This is a genomic window from Pseudarthrobacter sp. NamE2, assembly GCF_005796205.1.
GTDB lineage: Bacteria > Actinomycetota > Actinomycetes > Actinomycetales > Micrococcaceae > Arthrobacter.
The window spans coordinates 468,012-489,791 of sequence record NZ_VAHN01000001.1; the positions used below are offsets into that span (position 1 = coordinate 468,012).

General features: G+C 63.3%; 16 protein-coding genes and 1 pseudogene. 14 read left to right on the forward strand and 3 right to left on the reverse strand.

All coding sequences use genetic code 11. The annotated features are described in order from the left end of the window. The first annotated feature begins 360 nt into the window (after positions 1-360). The 12 genes and pseudogenes from FDW83_RS02235 to FDW83_RS02295 all read left to right on the forward strand — a co-directional run bounded on the left by FDW83_RS02235 (position 361) and on the right by FDW83_RS02295 (position 15,977). Complete coding sequence (locus tag FDW83_RS02235) at positions 361-1,665, forward strand: SRPBCC family protein (protein WP_138135961.1); 1,305 nt, start codon at positions 361-363, stop codon at positions 1,663-1,665. Next, complete coding sequence (locus FDW83_RS02240) at positions 1,662-3,068, forward strand: ferredoxin reductase (RefSeq protein ID WP_138135962.1); 1,407 nt, start codon at positions 1,662-1,664, stop codon at positions 3,066-3,068. The genes FDW83_RS02235 and FDW83_RS02240 overlap by 4 nt, the downstream gene beginning before the upstream one ends. A 126-nt stretch (positions 3,069-3,194) precedes the next feature. Beyond that, complete coding sequence (gene fdhA / locus FDW83_RS02245; RefSeq protein WP_138135963.1) at positions 3,195-4,415, forward strand: formaldehyde dehydrogenase, glutathione-independent; 1,221 nt, start codon at positions 3,195-3,197, stop codon at positions 4,413-4,415. Positions 4,416-4,661: 246 nt separating this feature from the next. Next, positions 4,662-4,862: a hypothetical protein gene (locus FDW83_RS02250; RefSeq protein WP_138135964.1), complete on the forward strand. Its 201-nt coding sequence runs from the start codon at positions 4,662-4,664 to the stop codon at positions 4,860-4,862. A gap of 745 nt (positions 4,863-5,607) precedes the next feature. Next, complete coding sequence (locus FDW83_RS02255; RefSeq protein WP_138135965.1) at positions 5,608-6,642, forward strand: AAA family ATPase; 1,035 nt, start codon at positions 5,608-5,610, stop codon at positions 6,640-6,642. Positions 6,643-7,006: 364 nt separating this feature from the next. After that, a pseudogene (locus FDW83_RS02265) lies at positions 7,007-7,138 on the forward strand (sugar phosphate isomerase/epimerase); the annotation flags it as partial. 45 nt (positions 7,139-7,183) lie between these two features. Then, entirely contained in the window at positions 7,184-9,157 is a 1,974-nt protein-coding gene (locus FDW83_RS02270) for a GAF domain-containing protein (RefSeq protein ID WP_171027412.1), read from the forward strand. Between the two features lie 156 nt (positions 9,158-9,313). Beyond that, positions 9,314-10,564, forward strand: a complete 1,251-nt coding sequence (locus FDW83_RS02275; RefSeq protein WP_138135968.1) for an iron-containing alcohol dehydrogenase — start codon at positions 9,314-9,316, stop codon at positions 10,562-10,564. Between the two features lie 36 nt (positions 10,565-10,600). Further along, positions 10,601-12,076, forward strand: a complete 1,476-nt coding sequence (locus FDW83_RS02280; RefSeq protein ID WP_138135969.1) for an NAD-dependent succinate-semialdehyde dehydrogenase — start codon at positions 10,601-10,603, stop codon at positions 12,074-12,076. Positions 12,077-12,140: 64 nt separating this feature from the next. Continuing rightward, on the forward strand, positions 12,141-13,508 hold the full coding sequence (locus FDW83_RS02285; protein ID WP_138135970.1) for an MFS transporter: 1,368 nt from the start codon (positions 12,141-12,143) through the stop codon (positions 13,506-13,508). A 206-nt stretch (positions 13,509-13,714) separates the two neighbouring features. Further along, the gene (locus FDW83_RS02290; RefSeq protein ID WP_138135971.1) at positions 13,715-14,689 is read left to right on the forward strand and encodes a Gfo/Idh/MocA family protein; all 975 of its coding nucleotides are present in this window, start codon (positions 13,715-13,717) and stop codon (positions 14,687-14,689) included. Positions 14,690-14,945: 256 nt separating this feature from the next. Beyond that, positions 14,946-15,977, forward strand: coding sequence for an aldo/keto reductase (locus FDW83_RS02295; RefSeq protein WP_138135972.1), 1,032 nt, complete (start codon positions 14,946-14,948; stop codon positions 15,975-15,977). A 106-nt stretch (positions 15,978-16,083) separates the two neighbouring features. Here the strand turns inward: FDW83_RS02295 and FDW83_RS02300 are convergent, their stop codons facing one another. The 3 genes from FDW83_RS02300 to FDW83_RS02310 form a co-directional block, all read right to left on the reverse strand. Beyond that, a complete protein-coding gene (locus FDW83_RS02300; protein ID WP_138135973.1) occupies positions 16,084-16,905 on the reverse strand; it encodes an aldo/keto reductase in 822 nt (273 codons plus the stop codon). 101 nt (positions 16,906-17,006) lie between these two features. After that, positions 17,007-17,891: an NAD(P)-dependent oxidoreductase gene (locus FDW83_RS02305; RefSeq protein WP_138135974.1), complete on the reverse strand. Its 885-nt coding sequence runs from the start codon at positions 17,889-17,891 to the stop codon at positions 17,007-17,009. A 213-nt stretch (positions 17,892-18,104) separates the two neighbouring features. Then, positions 18,105-19,115: a LacI family DNA-binding transcriptional regulator gene (locus FDW83_RS02310; RefSeq protein ID WP_138135975.1), complete on the reverse strand. Its 1,011-nt coding sequence runs from the start codon at positions 19,113-19,115 to the stop codon at positions 18,105-18,107. 164 nt (positions 19,116-19,279) lie between these two features. On the opposite strand from FDW83_RS02310, the gene FDW83_RS02315 reads away from it, so the two are divergent. Both FDW83_RS02315 and FDW83_RS02320 read left to right on the forward strand, forming a co-directional pair. Further along, entirely contained in the window at positions 19,280-20,215 is a 936-nt protein-coding gene (locus FDW83_RS02315; RefSeq protein WP_138135976.1) for a dihydrodipicolinate synthase family protein, read from the forward strand. Between the two features lie 139 nt (positions 20,216-20,354). Continuing rightward, on the forward strand, positions 20,355-21,653 hold the full coding sequence (locus FDW83_RS02320) for an Nramp family divalent metal transporter (protein WP_205754650.1): 1,299 nt from the start codon (positions 20,355-20,357) through the stop codon (positions 21,651-21,653). The last annotated feature ends 127 nt before the right edge of the window (positions 21,654-21,780 follow it).

Here is a 21,780-nt window from a genome sequence, read left to right on the forward strand (position 1 = left end):
GGGACCCAAGGCAACCCGCCGCCGTCGTAATTAAGCTCGCCACCTTGCTGCCCACGAGCGCTTGGGCTTGCCGGGCGCCGGAAATCCCGGCAGTTCCCCGCCACGCTTCAAGGGCCAAAAAATTCTTAACGTTCGCCTGTTTGTAGCAATTGACACTAAGCGTGGCAGGAGTCACACTGTTGCACATGGTGATTGGTGTTGCGTCACACGCATACGATTATTTTCTAAGTCCTGCGCCTGTTGCGCATGTCGATCCTCCCCGAACCGTATGACCACGGCGCCTCCGACAACACCGATTGCCCCCACAAACTCCGTGGCCCCCATGACCCGCACACTACCCAGCCCTTTGGGAGGAAACAGATGACCACCTCAGTGAACGTCCCCCTCAACTCACGCGGAAAACTCGCTTCATCATTGCCTGCAGAGCAGCTGGCAGAGATCACCGAGTTGTTTGCATTCCGGCGTAAGGGGTATTCCCTCGATGCCCCTTTCTACACCGACCCGGCCATCTTCAAGGTCGACATGGAGGCCATTTTCGGCCAGCACTGGATCTTTGCCGGCAGCGTCGCTGAACTGCCGGAGCCGGGCGACTACATCACCGTTGATTACGGTCCCTACTCCCTGATCGTCCTCCGCACCGACGAAGGGGACGTCAACGTCCTGCACAACGTTTGCCGCCACCGCGGGGCCCGCGTCCTGACCGAAGCTGCCGGTTCCACCGGAAACCTCGTCTGCGGCTACCACTCCTGGACCTACTCCCCCGAGGGCAACCTGATCCACGCCTCCGCCCCCGGCGAAGCGAAGTTCGACAAGAACTGCTTCGCGCTCAAGCGTGCCCACAGCCGCGAGGTTGCCGGACTCATCTTCGTCTGCATCGCTGACGAACCGCCCACAGACTTCGACGAGACCTCGAAGATCTTCGAGCCCTACCTCGCACCCCATGACCTGTCCAAGACGAAGATCGCCTACCAGCAGAACATCATCGAAGAGGGCAACTGGAAGCTCGTCATGGAGAACAACCGTGAGTGCTACCACTGCGATGGACACCCGGAACTCGCCTGCTCCCTCTTCCCCACGTGGGGCCTGACAGAGGGTCTCATCCCGACCCACCTCGAGGAAGTATGGGACCGCAACAAGGAAGCCCAGTCGTCCCTCGAGGAACGGTGCCGCCGCTACGGCCTGCCCTACGAGGTGGTCGAGGAACTTGACACCCGCATCGCCGGAATCCGCATCTCCCGCGAATCCCTGGACGGCGAAGGCGAGTCGTTCTCCGCCGACGGGCGCCGGCTTTCCAAGAAGCTGCTCGGCGACCTGCCGGACTTCCGCCTTGGCCGCTGCTCAATGCACCTGCAGCCCAACAGCTGGTTCCATTTCCTCGGGGACCACGTCATCACGTTTGGCGTCTTCCCCATCAACGAACACCAGTCGCTGGTCCGCACCACCTGGCTGGTGGCTGACGACGCCGAAGAAGGCGTCGATTACGACCTGGAAAAGCTCACCTACACCTGGAAGCAGACCAACCTGCAGGACAAGGCGTTCGTTGAACTGTGCCAGCAGGGCGCTGCCAGCCCTGCCTACGAGCCCGGCCCGTACATGAAGAGCGAATACCAGGTTGAGGCATTCATCAACTGGTACGTGCAGCGCGTTCAGGAGCACTTGGCATGACAGAACTCCTCACTGAAACGGTGATCCAGGAACCACAGCGCATTCGCGGTCTTGAGATGCCCTGGAACAGGGTCATGGGCAGCACCGAGGCACCAGCCCGCGCTGCCCGTGCACTGGGCCCCTGGCACCCGCAGGAGTTCATGGCTGAATGCGTGGAGACTGTTGTCGAGGCCGGCGGCCTCATGACCTTCGTGTTCCGCCGCACCGACGGCGCGCCCCTGGCCTTCCGTGCAGGCCAGTATGTAAACGTCGCCTTTCCGGTAAACGGTGAGGACCAGGATCCGGTGGACCGCAGCTACTCGCTGTCCAGTTCGCCCACGGAGCCGTGGACGTTCAGCATCAGCGTCAAGCGCGACCCCACCGGCCTGGTTTCCCCGTGGGTGCATGAAAACGTCAAACCCGGCACCGTGCTGGACATGCTCGGACCGGTCGGGGCGTTCCACCTGCCCGACGCCGACCGCCGGGCGCGTTACCTCCTGCTGGCGGCCGGGGCAGGCATCACTCCCATCATGTCCATGGTGCGGACTATCCACTCCCTGCCCGGACACGCCGATGTGGTAGTCCTCTACCACGGGGCGGAAGCCGGAGGCTTTGCCTTCCACCGGGAGCTGGCCTACATCGCGTCCGTGGATTCGCGCATCAAGGTCTTCTACTCCCTGGGCGACCGCAGCAAGCCCGAGGGGTGGGAAGGGCTCACCGGAAGGCTGACGGCGGCCATGCTCGACCAGGTGGCCCCCGACGCCAACGGCCGCCAGGTCTACGCCTGCGGCCCCGAGGGTTACCTGAACAGCGCCACCGAACTCCTCAAGAAGGTCGGCGTCGACGACACCTCCATCTACATGGAATTCTTCTCGGGAGACCGCCAGACACTCCTTGAGTACCAGGCAGAAATTGCGCTTGCATCGGACATCGCCGAGGAAATTGCCGAGGAGATCGCCGAGTCCGCCGAGGATTACTACGAAGGGCAGCCAAGCGCGTTCGGGCTCTACGAGCCCGGCTACGACGCCGAAGGACCGCTCGAGGCCACGGGGCTGCCGCTGGAAACCGTCGACACGGATGCGCCCGCGGCCGAGGGCAGTGCGGATGCGGAGCCCGAGGCCGTGACCCCCGATGCCTCGAGCTTTGAGACCGTGGGAACGGGAAGCCTCACCCTGTCCTTCATGCGCACCGGCGTCAACGTGCGGATTGATCCCGACCAGCACATCCTCGAGGTGGCGCAGCGCGCGGGTGTCCGGATCGGCGCCAACTGCAAGGAAGGCATGTGCGGCTCCTGCAAGGTCGTCAAGCTTGACGGGGAAATCGAAATGAGCCACCAGGGCGGGATCCGGAAACGCGAGATCGATGCCGGCAAGTTCCTGCCCTGCTGTTCCACAGCGCAGACCGACCTGGTCATCGATGCCTAAACGGCTCCAGCTGCCCATAACCCCATTTGCTCTAGACAACTGACAACTACTGGCTCACAGGAGGTCTGATGCGACCAGCATCAGACCTTCTGTGAGCCTCTGATCGCCAACCATAGGAGCCATTCCATGTCAGGTAACAAAGCCGTTGCGTACAAGGCGCCTGGGATCGTCGAAATCATCGATACCCCGTACCCCACTTTCGAACTCAAGGAAGGCCCCGGCGTAAATCCCGTCAATGTCGGCCGGAAGGTCCCGCACGGGGTCATCCTGCGCACCGTGAGCACCAACATCTGCGGGTCGGACCAGCACATGGTCCGTGGCCGCACGACCGCTCCGGCCGGCCTGGTCCTGGGGCACGAGATTACCGGTGAAGTCATCGAGGCAGGGCCCGACGTCGAGTTCATCAAGGTCGGGGACATTGTCTCGGTCCCCTTCAACATCTCCTGCGGCCGCTGCCGTAACTGCAAGGAGCGCAAGACCGGGATCTGCCTGAACGTGAACCCGGACCGACCCGGTTCCGCCTATGGTTACGTCGACATGGGCGGATGGGTTGGCGGACAGGCGGAGTACGTGCTGGTCCCCTACGCGGACTGGAACCTGCTGCGCTTCCCCGACCGGGACCAGGCCCTGGAAAAGATCATGGACCTGACCATGCTCTCGGACATCCTCCCCACCGGTTTCCACGGTGCCGTCACGGCAGGTGTCGGCGTCGGCTCCACCGTCTACGTTGCCGGTGCCGGCCCCGTCGGCCTGGCAGCGGCGGCCAGCGCCCAACTGCTGGGGGCCGCGGTGGTCATCGTCGGGGATCTCAATGAGGACCGCCTGGCCCAGGCCCGGTCCTTCGGCTGTGAAACCGTCAATGTGGCCAACGGCGATCCGGCTGACCAGATCGAGCAGATTCTCGGCGTTCGGGAGGTCGACGCCGGCATCGACGCAGTCGGTTTCGAAGCCCGCGGACACGGACACGGCGCCCAGGAGGCCCCGGCCACCGTGCTCAACTCGCTGATGGACCTCACCGCCGCCGGCGGGTCCGTGGGCATTCCCGGCCTCTATGTCACCGGGGACCCGGGTGCCGCCGACGAGGCGGCCAAGAAGGGCAGCCTGTCCCTGTCCCTCGGCACCGGCTGGGCGAAGTCCCTCTCCTTCGCAACCGGCCAGTGCCCGGTGATGAAGTACAACCGGCAGCTAATGATGGCGATTCTGCATGACAGGATCCAGATCGCAAAGGCGGTCAACGCCACGGCTATCTCCCTCCAGGATGCCCCGCGCGGCTACGCCGAATTCGATGCCGGTGCCGCCACGAAGTATGTCCTGGACCCGAACGGCTACCTCAGCAACCTCAACTAGTTCAAGGTAGACAGGGGTTCCCTACAAACGCACCAAAGCGGCCGCTGCACCACCCAGATCGTGGGTGATGCAACGGCCGCTCTGTCTTTTAACGGAAACAGAGCGGAGTCCCCAGCCGTACGAAGTTACTAAGAGTCGATCCGGCTGCGAAGGAAACAGGAGTTGATCTGAGTGGTGTTCCAGACCTACTAAAATGGTTCGGTCGCGGTATCCGTTGCAGGGGCGCCGCTAGTGAAAGGACAACCCATGTCAACCAATCTGCGGATTACGCCTGCTGATCCTTTTCCTGAAGATCTGGAAAGCCTGAAAGACGAGAAGTTACAGGTTCTCGACAGCCAGGTTCAGCGCCAGTTGGACCACGAGATTGTCACCGAAGGTGAGTCGAACCCCGAGACCGAGTTTCGCCACCATGAACTGGATGCGGAGTTCGAGCAGCGCGAGAACTAGCTGCCTTTTCTCCGTTGCCGCCGGTGACAAGGGCATGACATCGTCCCGGATTACCGCAGGCCGGTCATAGGGGCGCCGAATCGTCTGCCGACATGGCAGGAGCGGTGCGGCGGGATACGTCGCGGCCATGCAACCTCCCTGCAGCACCTGTTTTTTCAGCCGGACCGGACACGGGTATCCGCCGGGGCAAGGATCGGCAGACGGAATTGCTGTTCGGTGTGCAGTTTCCCGATGGGTCGAAAGCCAGCACTGGTAACCAGGGGCCGCACGGCCTGATGGAAAGTGGCGGTCAGCAGCCCGAGCCACCCATTCTCGTTCTGAATAACGGCGGAGGAAGCGGTGGCGGGAACGAATTTTCGGGATCAGGCCTTCTCTGGCTCTGGCCACTTCCGCCTGTCGGTGACCCTCGGCTGGTGGTCCAGTGGCTCGATTTTGGTCTGGAGGAGACCTCCATCACGTTGGACGGAGCCTGTCTCCGCGAATCACCGGCAAGTGCCCAGAACTACTGGCCGGAGGAGGGCGGACAAGGATAGTGAGTGCGGCCTCAAGGCCTCCAGGCGTCTTCCTGTTGAGTGGGCGTTGACAACGCAACACGTCACCTTGCCGTAGTCAGCACCGAAAATGCGGGCCAGTGCCAGACACATCGACGGCAGACTGCTTGCAGCGCATGAGCACCACACCAAAGGGAGTTGGTACTGGTGCGCAACCTCAGCCCCGGCCGGGAATCGAGTACTACAGTGGATGCATGGCTCTCAGCCGCAATCCGCTTGATGACCTGCGCGAAACTATCGGCCATCTGGCCGATCAACTCAAGCTGCCCGGTTCGGAGCGCGTGGACGACCTGGTGGGCGATCTCATCGGTGCCAGGCCCGGACCGGCCCGGCCGCTGTCCGAGGTGCAGGCCGAGCTTGACGCGCTGGTCGGACTGGAGACCGTGAAGGAACAGGTGCGGGCCCTCGTCGCACTGCTCCAGGTCCAGGCACGCCGTAAAGCGCACGGCCTGCCGGAGGTGGCCACATCACAGCACCTGGTCTTCCTCGGAAACCCGGGGACGGGCAAAACCACCGTGGCGCGGCTCCTGGCCGAGATGTACCGCGCGGTCGGTCTGCTGCAGAAAGGCCACCTGGTCGAGGTCGACCGTTCGGGCCTGGTGGGGCAGTACGTCGGCCAAACCGCCATCAAGACGGACCGGGTGATCCGGCGTGCGCTGGACGGCGTCCTGTTCATCGACGAGGCCTACGCGCTGGCCCCGGAGGACAGCCGAATGGACTTCGGCCCCGAGGCCATCGAGGTCCTGCTCAAGCGGATGGAGGACCACCGCCACCGTCTGGTGGTGATCGTGGCCGGGTACCCGAGGCTGATGGAGTCCTTTTTGCTCTCAAACCCCGGACTGCGCTCGCGGTTCGCCCGCGAGATCACGTTCCCCGACTACTCCGTCGACGCACTCCAGACGATTTTCCACCAGATGCTGGCCCAGCACGAGTACATGCTGGAGCCGGGCGCGGACCAGATGCTGCGCCGTATCTTCACCGGGCTCCACGCGGGCGAGGAGTCCGGCAACGCACGGTTCGCCCGCACGCTGTTCGAGCAGGCGCTCAACCGCCAGGCGCTACGGCTCTCGCTCAATGAGGAACAACGTCTCGACGCACTCGATCGTGAGGCCGTCATGACGCTCACCGCGGACGACATCGTCGCCGCCGCGCTGGCCCTGGGCGAGGAGCCGGAGCCCGAACCCACGCCGGAAACGCAGCAGCCACGCTGGCGGCGCTGGCTTGTCTGACCGGATTTGCTGCGGCTGTCAGGCAGCTTCAGTCGAACTTTCGGGGAGCAATTCAGCTCTGGCGTCGCAGCTAGCGAGGCAATGAAAAAGCTTGGCGGGTCGTCTGCACCCAGGAGGTCGTGATTGGACGACGACGGGTCCACCGGCCGGGTGTTTACGAACAGGACCGCGACCGCCCGGGAATGGACCAGAGTGTACCGAGTGAGCCCCTCGAATGGATACCGGTGTACTTTTCGAAGAAGAAGCCGCCACCGGGCAGGACCCCGCTGCTCGAGCGGGTCGTAGACAACATTCCAAGCGGGATCCATTGGCTCGTGGATCGCTGCCGGCTACAGTCGTCGATGTCCTGAAAATTCTGTGCTCAGAAATTTACTGGGAAGCTTCCTTCCGCGCACTGTCCGCTGCACGGCGCCCCGAAGCCCTCGCAGCGCTCAAAAACTACGACTTCCCCGCCTCGACCGCCTCCTTCGGCGCCGCCTTCAGCAGCAAGGACTAACACATGTGGCGTGCGAACTAGACGACGGCAACTACCATGGGCCCTATGGGTGCACAAGACAGTCCGCCCGTCGGCGTGAGTGCCGCCACCGTCGACGGGATGGCCTTGGGGCGGCTTTTGTCGCTCCTGGTCGACGGTGTTTCTGCTGAGGAACTGGAAACACAGCTGGCACGCATGCAGTCGAAGAGCCTGATCGATCCGATGACGGCAGCAGCTGCCCGCAGCCTCAACGCCAGGCTTCGGGAGGCAGGCAGGCGGGAAGGCCTGCTTCGGGTCCTGTATGACACGGCCACGGATCTGACGGGTATCCGCGATGTGGAGGCTGTCCTGAAAGCCATCGTGCGCAGGACCCGCTCCCTTATCGGCAGCGACATCGCCTACCTGAGCCTGAACGACTACACGACCGGGGAATCCTACATCCGGGTGACCGATGGGGCCGCGACGGCGCTGTTCCGCAACATCCGAATGCCCCTCGGGGAGGGCGTCCTCGGCGCGGTGGCTACCGGAGAAGCGCCTGCGCAAAGTGCTGACTACCTGATCGACAAAACCAAGTCACATCTGGAGTTGAGTGACGCAGCCGTCGCTGCCGAGGGCGTTAAAGCCATCATGGGCGTCCCGTTGCGTGTCGAAGGCAAGGTCATTGGCGCGCTCCTCGTCGCCGACCGGCATGCGCACAGCTTCAGCAGTGACGACGTCGCACTCATGGAATCCATCGGTACCCACGCCGCCGTCGCCCTCGAAAATGCCCGGCATTTCACGGAAATGGCTGATGCCCTCGCCCGCCTGGACCAGGCCCAGCGGCAGAACCTCGCCCATGTGAGGGCGCTGGAGGAGCTTTCGTCACTTGACCAGCGCTTGATGGAAACGCTCGCTTCCACTGACAGTCTTCCCGGCCTGCTACGGCTGCTGGCCGAATCCATGGACAGCGAGGTTTTCGTGGTTTCGCCGATGGGCGAACCGATGGCGGGGGCAGTGCCTGATTCCGACTTCGGCAGCCCGGCGGCGTTGAGCGCTGCCGAGGCATCCGCGGCGCGGACGCTGCCCATACCCTTCAATGTCAATGGACGCGACTACACCGTGATGTCCGCCGTTGCCGGCGATCAGCATCTCGCATCGCTTGTGGTTGCGGGGCATCTGACGCAAGACAGGACAGCCGTGCTTGAACGCAGCGCCCTGGTGCTCAGCGCGGTGCTGCTCTTTGAGCGCACGTACCAGGAGGCGCAGTACCGTCTCCAACTGGAGCTCATCGATGAGCTCCTGAACCCCCGCCCTGAAAATGTGGAAGCAATGAAAAGGAGGGCAAGCAGGTTTGGGCTCGCCGAGAACCTCCAACTCGTGGTTCGGGTCGTGGGAGTCAGGGACGACCAGCGCCAGCGGGCCTTGGCAGTACTGAGGCGGCATGCCGAGGGCAGGCGAGGTATTGCCGCGCTGCACGAATCACACCTCTGCATCATTGAGCCGCCCGCACAGTCCGGAACCGCACCCGGTACCCCGGCAATGCCCGGGAGTGCGATTGGTGGCCAGGCGATTGTCGATGCCCTCAAACGGCAGCGCATCGTGGCCAGTGTCGGCTCATCGGAAACTGTGACGGGATTCCCGCGCCTGTCCGCGGCGCACGCCGAGGCCCACGCCGTGCTGGGTGCACTGCAGGCGTTGTCACGGCATGGGGAGGCAGCGGACAAAGCTGCACTAGGCACAGCCGGCATGCTCCTCGGAGCCATGGAGAGCCCGTTTGCCGCCCAACTGCTGGCCGCCCAGCTCGGCCCGCTGCTGGACTATGACAGAAGGCGCGGTACCCAGCTGGTTCCGACGGCGTGGACCTTTTTGGAGAACGACGGCTCCATGGCAGCCGCTGCCAACGCCCTCCAAATCCATGCCAACACGTTGCGGCAACGGCTGGACCGGATCGACAACGTCCTTGGCGAAAGCTGGCGCCGGGGCGGACGGTCCCTGGACGTGCATGTCGCCTTGCGGCTGTGGCGGCTGCAATCAGCAGGAGTGGGCGGCCCCACCCCCTGATAACCAGCCAGCGGCCACTAGCAGTGTCACTTCGCCACATATCGACGAATTCGATGTGGCAAAAAAATACATATGCGGCATCACACAACTCTGGAACGATGAGATCTGCGGCACCTGTCAGGTAGCCGACCCCCCCACGTTTAGGAGTTAGTCACAATGTCGTGTGCGCATGCGGCGGGCATCCGTCCCACTACCTACGGCGCCCTGCGGCTGCCGAGGAACATCATCGTCGGCGCCCGGCAGCGCTTCGCTGTCGCCGACGTTGCAGCCGAAATGGGCAGCAACGTCCTGGTCTGCACCGATCCCCGGCTTGCCGCTTCGGAGGAGTTGCATGCTCTGGTCCGGACGCTCGAAGACCAAAACCTTTCCGTCCGCGTCTTCGGTGACACTGAGGCGGAACTGCCCACGCCTGGCATCATTGCCTGCGTTGAAGAACTCAAAGGCCAGGACATCGACGTCATCATCGGCTTTGGCGGTGGAAGCTGCATGGACATGGCCAAAGTGGTCTCGGTGCTGCTGACCTACGGCGGAGAACCCAGCGATTACTACGGTGAATTCGCTGTCCCAGGCCCCGTCAAGCCCGTCATTGCACTGCCGACGACGGCGGGCACAGGGTCGGAGGCCACAGCCATCGCTGTGGTGTCCGACCCCGGGCTTGGGATGAAAATGGGCATCTCCAGCCCTCACATCATTCCGTTCGCTTCCATATGCGACCCCGAGCTTACCTACTCCTGCCCGCCGTCACTGACTGCGGCGACGGGCGCCGATACGTTCGTGCACCTGGTCGAATCGTTCACCGCAATCACCCGGGAGCCCACCCCGAGCCTTGCAAAGGAACGCGTTTTTGTCGGCAAGAATGTCCTGACGGACTCCCTCGCGCTGGACGGAATCCGCCTGGTGGGCCGGAGCCTGGCCACCGCCTATAAGGATCCCGGCAACACCGAGGCGCGGGGGGACATGATGCTGGCTGCCCTCTACGGCGGCATCGTACTCAGCAACGCCGGAACCGCCGCCGCACACGCCATCCAGTACCCGGTTGGCGCGCTGACGCACACCCCGCACGGCGTCGGCGTCGGACTCCTGCTCCCGTACGTCGTCCGCCACAACTTCAGCGCGATCGTCCCCCAGCTGGGGCAAATCGCCGAAGCCCTTGGACGCGATACCAAGGGCATGGACGCCCGGAACTCGGCGATCGCCGGCGTCGACGCCATCGACGAAATCATCGCCGCCATCGAACTGCCCTCCACGCTGGAGGAACTCGGTGTCAAGGAAAGCGATCTTGCCCGCATCGCCACGCTGTCACTGAACTCGAAGCGGCTGATTGACAACAACCCGGTGCCGCTCGACCTCGACGCGGTCAGCTCCATCGTGCAGGCCGCCTTCGCCGGCGACCGCAGCATCCGCTGACGCCAACTCCCCCACACCAGAAGAAAAGGCTTATCCATGACTCTCCTTTCCACCCGGGAACCGCTTGACCTCGAAGGACTGACAGTGCCCCGCCAGCTGCTCATCGCGGGGCACTGGCGGGACGCGGCGGGCGGCGGAACCATCGGCGTCGTCAACCCCTCCGACGCCACCGTCATCACAGCGATCGCCGACGCCGACGTCGCAGACGGCCTCGCCGCCGTCGACGCTGCCGCGGCAGCACTGGCGGAATGGTCCGCCACTGCCCCGCGGCGGCGCGCTGAAATCCTCAGCCGCTGCTTCGACATGATGACCGAACGCAGCGAAGAACTCGCCCGCCTCATCTCCCTCGAAAACGGCAAGGCGCTTCCGGACGCCCGCGGAGAGGTGGCCTACGCCGCCGAGTTCTTCCGCTGGTATGCCGAGGAGGCCGTACGGATTATCGGCGACGTGTCCATCTCTCCGTCCGGTGCCAACCGCATCCTGGTCCAGCACCAGCCAATCGGCGTCTGCGTCCTGATCACTCCGTGGAACTTCCCCGCCGCCATGGCCACACGCAAGCTGGCACCGGCGCTTGCCGCCGGCTGCACGGCCGTGCTCAAGCCGGCCACGCTCACTCCCCTCACATCGCTGGCGATCGCGCAGCTGATGGTCGACGCCGGGGTCCCGGCCGGCGTCGTGAATGTTGTGACCACGAGCAAGACCGGCGACGTCATGACGCCGATCCTCGCCGATCCCAGGGTGCGCAAGCTGTCCTTCACAGGCTCTACCGGGGTGGGGCGGCACCTGCTGCGCCAGGCCGCCGACAACGTCCTCAAGTGCTCGATGGAGCTCGGCGGCAACGCGCCGTTCCTGGTGTTCGACGACGCCGACCTGGACAAGGCCATCGACGGCATCATGGTCGCCAAGATGCGCAACGGCGGCCAGGCCTGCACGGCGGCCAACCGCATCTATGTCCAACGCGGAATCCAGGCCGAGTTCGCCAGCCGCCTCGCCGCCCGCATGGCCGCCCTCACCGTTGGTCCTGGCACCGATCCTTCCACCGAAGTTGGCCCGCTGGTCGACGAGGCCAGCGTCCTGAAGGTTGACGCCCTGGTCCGCGATGCCCTCGACCAGGGTGCGCGCCTGCTCACTGGCGGACATCTGCCGGAAGGAGACGGCTACTACTACCCGCCCACAGTGGTGAGCAATGTTCCGCAGCACGCGAGGATGGTGAGCGAGGAAATCTTCGGACCCGTCGCGTCCATCATCGGGTTCGACACGGAAGAAGAAGCGATCGCGGCCGCCAACGACTCCGAGTACGGCCTGGCGGCGTATGTGTTCACCGAGGACTTCCGCCGCGGGCTGCGGGTCTCCGAACGCATCGAAAGCGGCATGGTCGCCCTGAACCGCGGTCTGGTATCTGATCCGGCCGCCCCGTTCGGCGGCGTGAAGCAAAGCGGGCTGGGACGTGAAGGCGCCCACCAGGGCCTGCTGGACTTCACTGAGACCAAGTACATCGCCCTGGACTGGTGAACCGCCCCCCCCTTTGGCGCACCGTCCTTCAACAACTCTCTTTGACCATCGAAAGAAAAGACCAATGACGCTCCCTCCAACCACTGCCCCCAAGGCGAACCGAGTACCCTGGCGGGTGTCCCTGGCCAGCTTCGCCGGCACCACCATTGAGTGGTACGACTACTACATCTTCGGCCTCCTGGCCGCGACGGGGGTCTTCAGCCGGCTCTACTTTCCGGAGCAGGACCCCGCCACCGGGCTTCTGCTCGCCTTCCTCACCTACGCGGTGGGCTTCGTGGCGCGTCCCTTCGGCGGCATGTTCGCCGGTCACTACGGGGACAAGATCGGCCGCAAACCGATGCTGGTGCTTTCCCTGCTCCTGATGGGCTTCGCCACGCTGGCCATGGGTCTTCTCCCCACGTATGCCCAGATAGGTGTGTGGGCTCCCATCCTGCTGACCGTGCTGCGGCTTATGCAGGGCTTTGGCGCCGGCGCCGAATGGGCAGGAGCAGCCATTATCTCCACCGAGCACGCCCCGGAGGGCCGCCGCGGATTCTTCGGCAGCTTCACGCAGATGGGCGTTCCTGCAGGCATGCTGCTCGCCAACTCCTCCGTTCTGGCGGTCAAGGGCAGCGTTCCGGCCGACGTTTTTGACGCGTGGGCCTGGCGCGTTCCCTTCCTGCTGAGCGTGCTCCTGATCGTCGTGGGCCTTGTGATTCGGGCGAAGCTCGAGGACTCCGAGGACTTCAAAGACCTCATCGAGAAAAAGCAGACCGCCCACAACCCGCTTGGCGAAGCCCTGAAGAAGGAAACCAAGGGCGTCTGGCTGGTTGTCGGCATGCGCCTGGCGGAGAACTCCGCTTTCTACCTGTACACGACCTTCTCCGTGGTCTACATCATGCGGACCTTCGGCGCCGAGCGCGCCAACCAGGGTTCCATGTCCGTGCTGATCGCGTCCGCCATCGGCGTCATCGCGGTGCCGCTGTGGGCCGCACTGTCGGACCGCATCGGCCGCAAGCCGCTCTACCTGTTCGGCTCCATCGGCGGACTGCTGTTCTTCCCGCTCTACTTCGTTATGACGGACACCGGGAGCGCGCTGCTGGCCACCCTCGCCATCATCATCGGCCTCGCGGTCTTCCACAACTCGATGTATGGTCCGCAGGCGGCCTTCTTCAGTGACCTGTTCTCGACGAAGCTCCGCTACAGCGGCGCCTCCATGGGATACCAGTTCGGCTCCGTCCTGGCCGGTGGCATCGCACCGCTGGTCGCCGTGGCCCTGCTCAACGCCGGCAACGGTGAACCCGGCTGGGTGATCCTGTATTTCAGCGTCATCGGTGTCATCACTGTGGCCTCGGCGATCCTTGCACCCGAAACGGTGAAGCGCGTCCGCGGCCGCCTCGGTACGGCGCCTGTCCCCGCTGCGGACTCAGTTGAGAAGGCACGCACGCACTAACCGGCCCCGCAAACTTGAAGTGCCGGTGCCACCCGCATTGACGGGTGACACCGGCACTTTTTAGATCGGGTGCGCGGCGGAGGGGTGTCAAATTCGGCTTCACGATGCCCGGTGGCACCCGTCCACACGAAAGCGATACCCGCAGAAATTGACGCGAATAAACTGCAGGTAGTGGAAGCCTTCTGGACGGCGTAAGGAGATAGTCAGTGTTGCGAATCGGAATCCTGGGCGCGGCGGGTATCGCGCCTGCCGCGGTCATCCAACCCGCCAGGCGGCGAACCGACGTCGAGGTCGTCGCCGTAGCCTCCCGTCGTGCAGAATCTGCACGACATTTCGCAGATAGCCACCGGATTGGCCGTTTCTACAGCGATTACTCCAATTTGGTGTCCGACCCCGGAATTGATTTGATCTATAATGCCCTGCCTCCCTCCGAGCACGCGAAGTGGTCGATCGCAGCCGTGCAAGCAGGCAAGCACGTGCTCTGTGAGAAACCCTTCGCGATGAATGCCGATGAGGCTGCACAAATGCTGGAAGCTGCGGAATCGACAGGCTACCGCCTCATTGAAGCATTTCATGACCGGTACCACCCGTTGAGTGCTGAACTCGATGCCGTCAAGGCCTCCGGCGGGCTCGGGGAGATCGTGTCACTGCGGGCAGACTTTTCGACTTCGAATCCGTTCGATCCCGCGTCCCTGCGGCACGACCCACGATTGGGAGGCGGATCATTGATGGACCTCGGCTGCTACCCGGTTCACTGGGTGAGGGCATTCATGGGCGAAGAACCAACGGTAGTCCGGGCCACCGGGTCCCTCAACCCCCTTGGCGCAGACCTTGACATAGCGGCCGAGCTCCAGTTTCCCTCGGGAGCTACAGCGCTCATTTCATCAGCAATGGTGGAACAGCCCGGGCATCTGAACTCATCCCTCGAAGTGCTCGGCACCGAAGGAAAACTGGTCGTCAACAATCTGGTGTTCCCATCCAGGGGGCATTCGATCACCCAGAGCAGTAACGGACTGGACCGCACGTGGACCGTACGAGGCTTTGAAACCTACGACCATCAGCTGGAGGCCATTGTCCAAGGTCTGCAGTCGGGCCGGAAACTGCTCACGGAGGGCCGCGACAGCCTTTCCAACATGAAGGTCATCGACGGCATCTATGCGGCCGCGGGGTTCAGGAGATGATTCGGGGCCACGGTCCAAACCGGCCGCGCTGGGACCGGACCAAAGTATCCTGACCTGACCACAGGGATGGTAGGACTCAGCGTCCTAGGAAAAGCAGGGACAGGAAACCCTGCTGACTTTGCCACGGGAGGTGCGTAACGTCGACGGGAGCAGTCGGCGGGAAACTGGTACCCGTGACACGCAGCTGCCGCAGAGGCCTGGGGTCGTTGCGACGAGGGCATACATACACCACCCCTACGGGGAACTGAGGAGCATTATGCAATACCGCACACTGGGTAACAGCGGCGCCGTGGTTTCAAACTACGCTTTGGGAACCATGACGTTTGGGGTTGAGGCCAGCGAGGAAACGTCCCACGCCATCCTGGATAACTATCTTGCCGCCGGCGGCAACTTCATCGACACCGCCGATGTTTACGGCGGTGGAGTATCAGAGGAAATTATTGGACGCTGGCTCACCCGGCATCCGGAGGCCAGAGACCGCATAGTGCTGGCCACAAAGGGACGCTTTCCTATGGGCGAGGCCCCAAACAGCGTCGGCACCTCCCGCCGCCACTTGGTCAGGGCCTTGGACGATTCCCTTCGCCGCCTGGGCGTGGAGCAGATTGACCTTTACCAGATGCACGCGTGGGACCCGATAACACCCTTGGAGGAGACTCTCCGCTTCCTGCACGACTCCGTCAGCAACGGCAAGATTGCCTACTACGGCTTTTCCAATTTTTTGGGATGGCAGCTCACCAAGGCGGTCCACTTGGCCAAGGCCCATGGCTGGAGCGCCCCTGTAACACTCCAACCGCAGTACAACCTGCTTGTCCGCGAGATCGAGTGGGAGATCGTCCCGGCGTCCCTGGATGCGAAGATCGGCCTGCTCCCGTGGTCGCCCCTGGGCGGCGGCTGGCTGTCCGGCAAGTACAAGCGCGATGAGGCGCCCGTTGGTGCCACCAGGCTCGGTGATAATCCCAACCGGGGCATGGAGGCGTGGCAGGCTCGCAACGACGATCCCCGCACGTGGGACGTCATTGAAACAGTGGAGAAGATTGCCTCTGATCACGGTGTGAGTGCCTCGCAGGTCGCTCTGGCATGGTTGGCGGACCAGCCAGCCGTGACGTCGGTTATTCTCGGCGCCCGCAACATTGAGCAACTGGCTGATAACCTCGCAGCTGCAGACCTCGAACTGATGCCCGAAGAGGTTGACCGGCTGACCCAGGTCAGCCAGCCCCGCGCCGGTGTATACCCCTATGGCCCCTTGGCTCAAGAGCAGCGCAGCCGAAAGATCGAAGGCGGCAGGTAAACCCGCGGCCACCAGCGTGAGCCCGCCGATGCGGTGTGCAAGGGCACCGCATTGGCTCACTAACAGACCCGAAAACTGTAGTCCGGACCATATTGTTGTCCGCTGCCTACATTTGGGTGTGCGCGGCCAAGGCTGGATCCGCACCGACGCGGGCGCCTGACTCCAGGGCCGTTATGTCCGCCACCTCGGCCGGAGTGAGCGTGAGACGCACTGCTGCCAGGTTTTCCCGCATACGTGTGGAATCCGCTGACTTCGGGATGACGATTGTTCCTTGGGCCAGATGCCACCCCAGCAGTATCTGGGCCGGGCTGGCCCCGTACTTACCCGCAAGAGACTTCACTGTAGCTGCCATGAGGTCCGCGCCCTGGCCCAGGGGGCTGTACGCCTCCACCGCGATGCCGAGGGAGCGGCTTTTCACGGACAGCTCCTCCTGCTGGAATGTGGGGTGAATTTCGATCTGGTTGACGGCCGGAACGACGTCCGACGCTGCCAGGAGCGCATCCAGGTGGTCGGTGAGGAAGTTAGAGACGCCGATGGCACGGACCTCGCCGTTAGCGTACAGCTTTTCCAATTGTTTCCATGCCTCAATGAAGAGTCCCTGGGACGGTACGGGCCAGTGGATGAGGTAGAGGTCCACGTAATCGACCCCTAGAGCCTGAGCACTGTTGTGGAAGGCCTCTTTTGCGTTGCCCTGCTCGCCGTTGCGCAGCTTGGTTGTTATGAAGATCTCCTCCCGGGGGATCCCTGACGCGGCAATGGCTGCCCCAACGCCGGCCTCGTTTCGATAGGCGGCAGCTGTGTCTATGTGGCGGTATCCAGCTTCCAGGGCATCCTCGACAATGCGCTGAGTCTCTTGCGGTGGGACCTGGAATACGCCGAATCCAAGTTGGGGGACCCGGACGCCGTTGTTGAGGGTTACGGTGGGCACATTTAGGTCTTGAATTTGGGACGTCATCGACTTCTTCCGTTGGTTGGGTTGGTTCCGTTCGGGAGAGTCTCTGGAGACTCCCGGTCCCCCCGCTGAGTAGGTCAGCGGGTGATCACATGGCCTTCGGCGTCAAGGTAGTCGCGCCACGAGCGCTTCGGCGTCCAACCGAGCATTCGTTGTGCTTTCGCGCTGGAGATGCCCGAAGCATCGGCACGGTCAAGGCTGCGCAATTCAATTTTGTCACCGTAGTACTTGCTCAGGATCTCTGCGAAGTCGTGGCCGCCTACATTATCAGGGGAAGCGATGTAGAAGACCTCGTGTCCGGGAAGGTCTGACTCCGTGGCCAACACGATGGCGTCGGCGAGGTCGTACACATCGACGTAGCTCCATAGATTGGGGCTGAGGACCGACGCGTCACGGACCTGCGGTCCGAGGTTTGTCTCGTAGTTGCCCTCGAACTGGACCCAGCTGGGCCGAATGGAAATGCAGCGGATGTCAGAGCGTGCGATTGCGGCGTCCATGAGCTGCTCGCCGAAGTGCTTGGAGAGCGCGTAGGGGTCCTGCGGGCGGATGGGGTGCTCCTCGTCCACGGGCGCGTAGTCAGGGAGGAAATCACGCTCAGGAAAGAAGAACCCCGGGACAGTTTCACTGGAGATGTAAACGAAGCGCTTTACCCCAAATCGAATGGCCGCCTCAAGAACGTTGAAGGTCGCCATTAGATTGGTTTCAAAGACGACGTGCGGCGGATGGCCAGTGGGTTCCGGGATCGCAGCCATGTGTACCACGGCATCCACTCCGCGGACGACGGAGTACGCTTCCCCTGCGTCGGTGAGGTCGGCCATCATGTACTTCGGGGTGCCTTCAGGCTTGCGCTCGAAGCCGGGACGCGTGAGGTCGGTGGTGAGCACTTCGTGCCCGGCGTCGATCATTGCCTGGCTAGCGGCCCGACCGACCTTTCCATGGGCACCAGTGATAAGGACCTTCATGATGTCTCCTAGAGGGTACTGCCGTGCTGGTACAGGGATGACCAGGTACCGGGCAGCTGGGGGTGGCGCCGTCGCCGGCCTCGCTAATGGGTCCACGGCGCCTTTTTAGTTTATTGTCTAAACTATATGCAGGGGAATGTGTCGGGGTCAATGTCGCAGTGCCCCTTACGTGACCCATGTGGACGGGGCGGGCCGCATGGTAGCTCCCTGTGGCTAGGGATTTGGCGGGCCCGTTGATTCTCTCGGAATGAGCGTGGGGGTCGATTTTCGTACTCGGGGTTCCGAACCCGGGTCGGTGATGAGGTCGATGGCAGTTCTGGCAATGTGGTCCAAAGGCACGCGGACGGAAGTCAGCGGTGTGGGAAGCCGGGCTGAGAGGGGAGTGTCGTTGTAGCCGACGAGAGAAAGGTCCGGACCGATCCGCAGGTCGTGGCGGTGGGCAGCGGCCATAATGCCCAGCGCGATGTTGTCATTCGCGGCGAAAATAGCGGTAGGGCGCTTCTTCGATCCCAGTAGCTTTTCGCCGGCGTCGAACCCGTGCTCGATCCCGTATCCCCCGGCGATTGTCCAAGGTTCAGGGAGTTTGCTTCCTGCTTCTTCGACGGCCTTACAGGCGCCGGCGAGTCGGGCTTTCGCTGTGGAGGTGAAGTCGGGACCGGTGACGACGGCGATGTCCCGGTGACCCAGGTCAAGCAGGTGGCGCACGGCAAGGTACCCACCCAGTTCGTCATCGCCTAGCGCTGAGGGGCTGACCCCGTCGGTGCGCAGCACCAGGGCGTGGGCCACGCGACGTTCACGCAGCAGCCGGGGAAGCTCGTCGTCAAGGCGCGCGGTAGCCAGGATCAGGCCGTCGACGTTGCGGTCCAGCAGAGTTTCGGCTGCTCTCCGCTCGTCGCCAGGGTCGTCGCCGCTGGTCGCCACCATGGCGAAGTAGCCCCGGGAGGAAGCGGCCCGTTCGAGTTCTTCAAACATCAGCGCCATGACCGTGTCACTGAGCCGGGGAACGAGGACGCCCAGGGTGCGGGTCTCCCCGCGGCGGAGGCTGGACGCGAAAGAGTTTCGCCGGTAACCGAGCTCCTCGGCAATCTTCCGGACGTGCGCGGCGGCTGCCGAACGTGAGGTGGTGCGTTCATCCAGGGCGCGGCTGGCAGTGGAGATGCTCACGCCGCTGGCCGCAGCGACGTCCTTGAGCGTGACGATAGCGCCGGGGGCTGCCGGTTCCATAGCGAGTCTCCTTCCAAGCAGGGGCGTAACAGACACTCTATTCCTCCTTTGCAAACGTTCTCTTGACAGTGACCTGCGACACGTGCAGAATTGAAATCGTTCCCGCAAACGTTTTCAATATAGCGGGACTGCCGACCATCAAAGAAGACAAGAAGGTAGCTGCAATGGCACTCGATCTCCGCGGACTCAGCCCCGCACCTGTCACCCCGTTCACCGAAGAGGGCGCTGTCGATTACGCTACGATCCAGCGTCTGGGTTCCTGGCTCGGATCGATTGAGGGCGTGAAGAGCCTCGTCGTCCTGGGGCACGCCGGCGAAGGCACGTTCCTTACCGAAGAGGAGCAGCTGGACGTTATCCGCGCGTTCGTGGCCTCGACCGACGGCCGTGTACCGGTCGTGGCGGGCATCACGAAGGAGGGCAACAAGACCGCGGCCCTCGAGGCCAAGAAGGCCGTCGAGGCCGGCGCCGCAGCTGGCCTCGTCTACCCCTCTCACGGGTGGCTGCGCTTCGGCTACCAGAAGGGTGCCCCGCAGGCGCGCTACCAGGAGATCTATGAAGAGTCCGGTCTGCCGCTGATCATGTTTCAGTACCCTGACAACACCAAGGCGAACTACGACCTCGACACCCAGCTGGAAATCGCCGGCCAGGAGGGCGTCTTTGCCACGAAGAACGGTGTCCGGAACATGCGCCGCTGGTACACAGAGATCCCCGCGCTGCGTGCAGCGTACCCCGAGCTGCAGATCCTGTCCTGCCATGACGAGTACCTGCTGCCGACCATGTTCGACGTCGACGGTCTGCTCGTCGGCTACGGCAACATCGCCCCCGAACTGCTCGTCGAACTGATCGAAGCCGGCAAGGCACAGGACTACAAGCGTGCCCACGCCATCCATGAGCGACTGCTGCCGGTCACCAAGAACGTGTACCACCGCGGCTCCCACATGGAGGGCACCGTCGCCCTGAAGTGGGGCCTCGTGAACCGCGGCATTCTGGACCACGCCACGGTGCGCACCCCGCTCCTGCCCCTGCCCGAGGGAGCCGATAAAGAAATCGCGGAAGCCTTCGCCGCCGCAAACCTCGGCAAGGTCACCACCACCGTCTGACCCCTGGTCCCGGCCCCACGGGGCAACCACGGATCATTACGGGTGGCGGGCACGGCCCGCCACCCGTACCAAGACTCTTTACTCTCCACCCCGGTCAACGACGACCCCAGCAACGTCGCTGTATAAGGAGGACTCGCCGATGCGCGAGCAGAATAAGACCATCACCCACTCAGGTCACAGGGAAGAACAGATGGCAACCCAGCAAGGAAACCAGCCCGCCGCGACCACACCGAAGCGCCGTACCTTCCTGGGCTACCTGGCCCTGATGGGCCCGGCCTTCGTCGTCGGCGCCTGGCAGTTCGGCCCCGGCAACCTCACCACCGCCGTGCAGGCCGGCAGCCGCTTCGACTACACCCTCGTCTGGGTCATCGCCGTGTCCACCGTCCTGATGATCTTCTTCACAGACATGAGCGTCCGGCTCGGCATCGCAACACCGACCTCCCTGATCACCTCCATCAAAGACCACCTCGGCAAATGGGTCGGCGTCCTGGCAGGCTTCGGCGTCTTCGGCATCACCTTGATGTTCTCCGTCGGCAACGCCGTCGGCTCCGGGCTCGGCCTGTCCCTGATCTTCGGCGGCTCCCCGGTCCTCTGGACCGTGGTCTGCACCATCGCCGTCGGCATCGTCCTGGCCTTCCGCAACGTCTACGGAATCGTCGAAAAAGCCCTCCTGGTCATCGTCGTCCTCATGGGACTGGCCTTCATCGCCAGCACCGTCGTCGCCCAGCCCGACTGGTACCGCTCCATGGCAGGGATGGTCCCCCAACTTCCTGCCGGAAGTGAAATCCTTATCGTCGCCCTTGTCGGAACGAACTTCTCCATTAACGCAGCGTTCTATACCTCCTACGGTGTCAAGGAACACCGGCGCACCCGCGCCGACTACAAAGACATCACTCTCGTCGACACCATCCCCGGCATCGTCGCCCCCGGCATCATGACTGCCCTGGTCATCATGGTCGCCGCCGCCGTACTCGGCAGGACGGGAGCCGAAGCAGGCACCATCAATGCCCTCGCTTCTGTCTTCACACCCCTCGCGGGTCCCGTCGGAGCAATGCTCTTCGCCCTCGGACTGTCAGGTGCTGCGTTCTCCTCCATGATCGCCAACGCCACCGCAGGCGGAACCATGGTCTCGGACGCCCTCGGCCGCGGCGCGAAAGCCGGATCACCCATGGCCCGCATCTTCACAGGCATGATCCTCGCCTTCGGCCTGATCATCACCCTCACCTTCCAGTCCTCCCCCGTCGGCCTGATCGTCGTCGCCCAGTCCCTCACCGTCCTCATCGCACCACTTCTCGGCATCCTCATCGTCACCATGGCCAACAAAACCTCACTCATGGGCGACCTACGCAACAAGTGGTGGCACAACCTCTTCGCCGCCATCGGCCTCATCGCCATCATCGCCTCCTCCATCCGCCTCATCACCACCCTCATCGGCTAGCAAACACCGCGAATCACAGACACAAGTAGTGCCCCGTCCGGTTCGACGGGGCACTACTGCCGTGATGGGCGGCGAGACCTTTCTCGAGTAAATCTCACTGTCGGCGCCTACTGGACGGTATATCCGT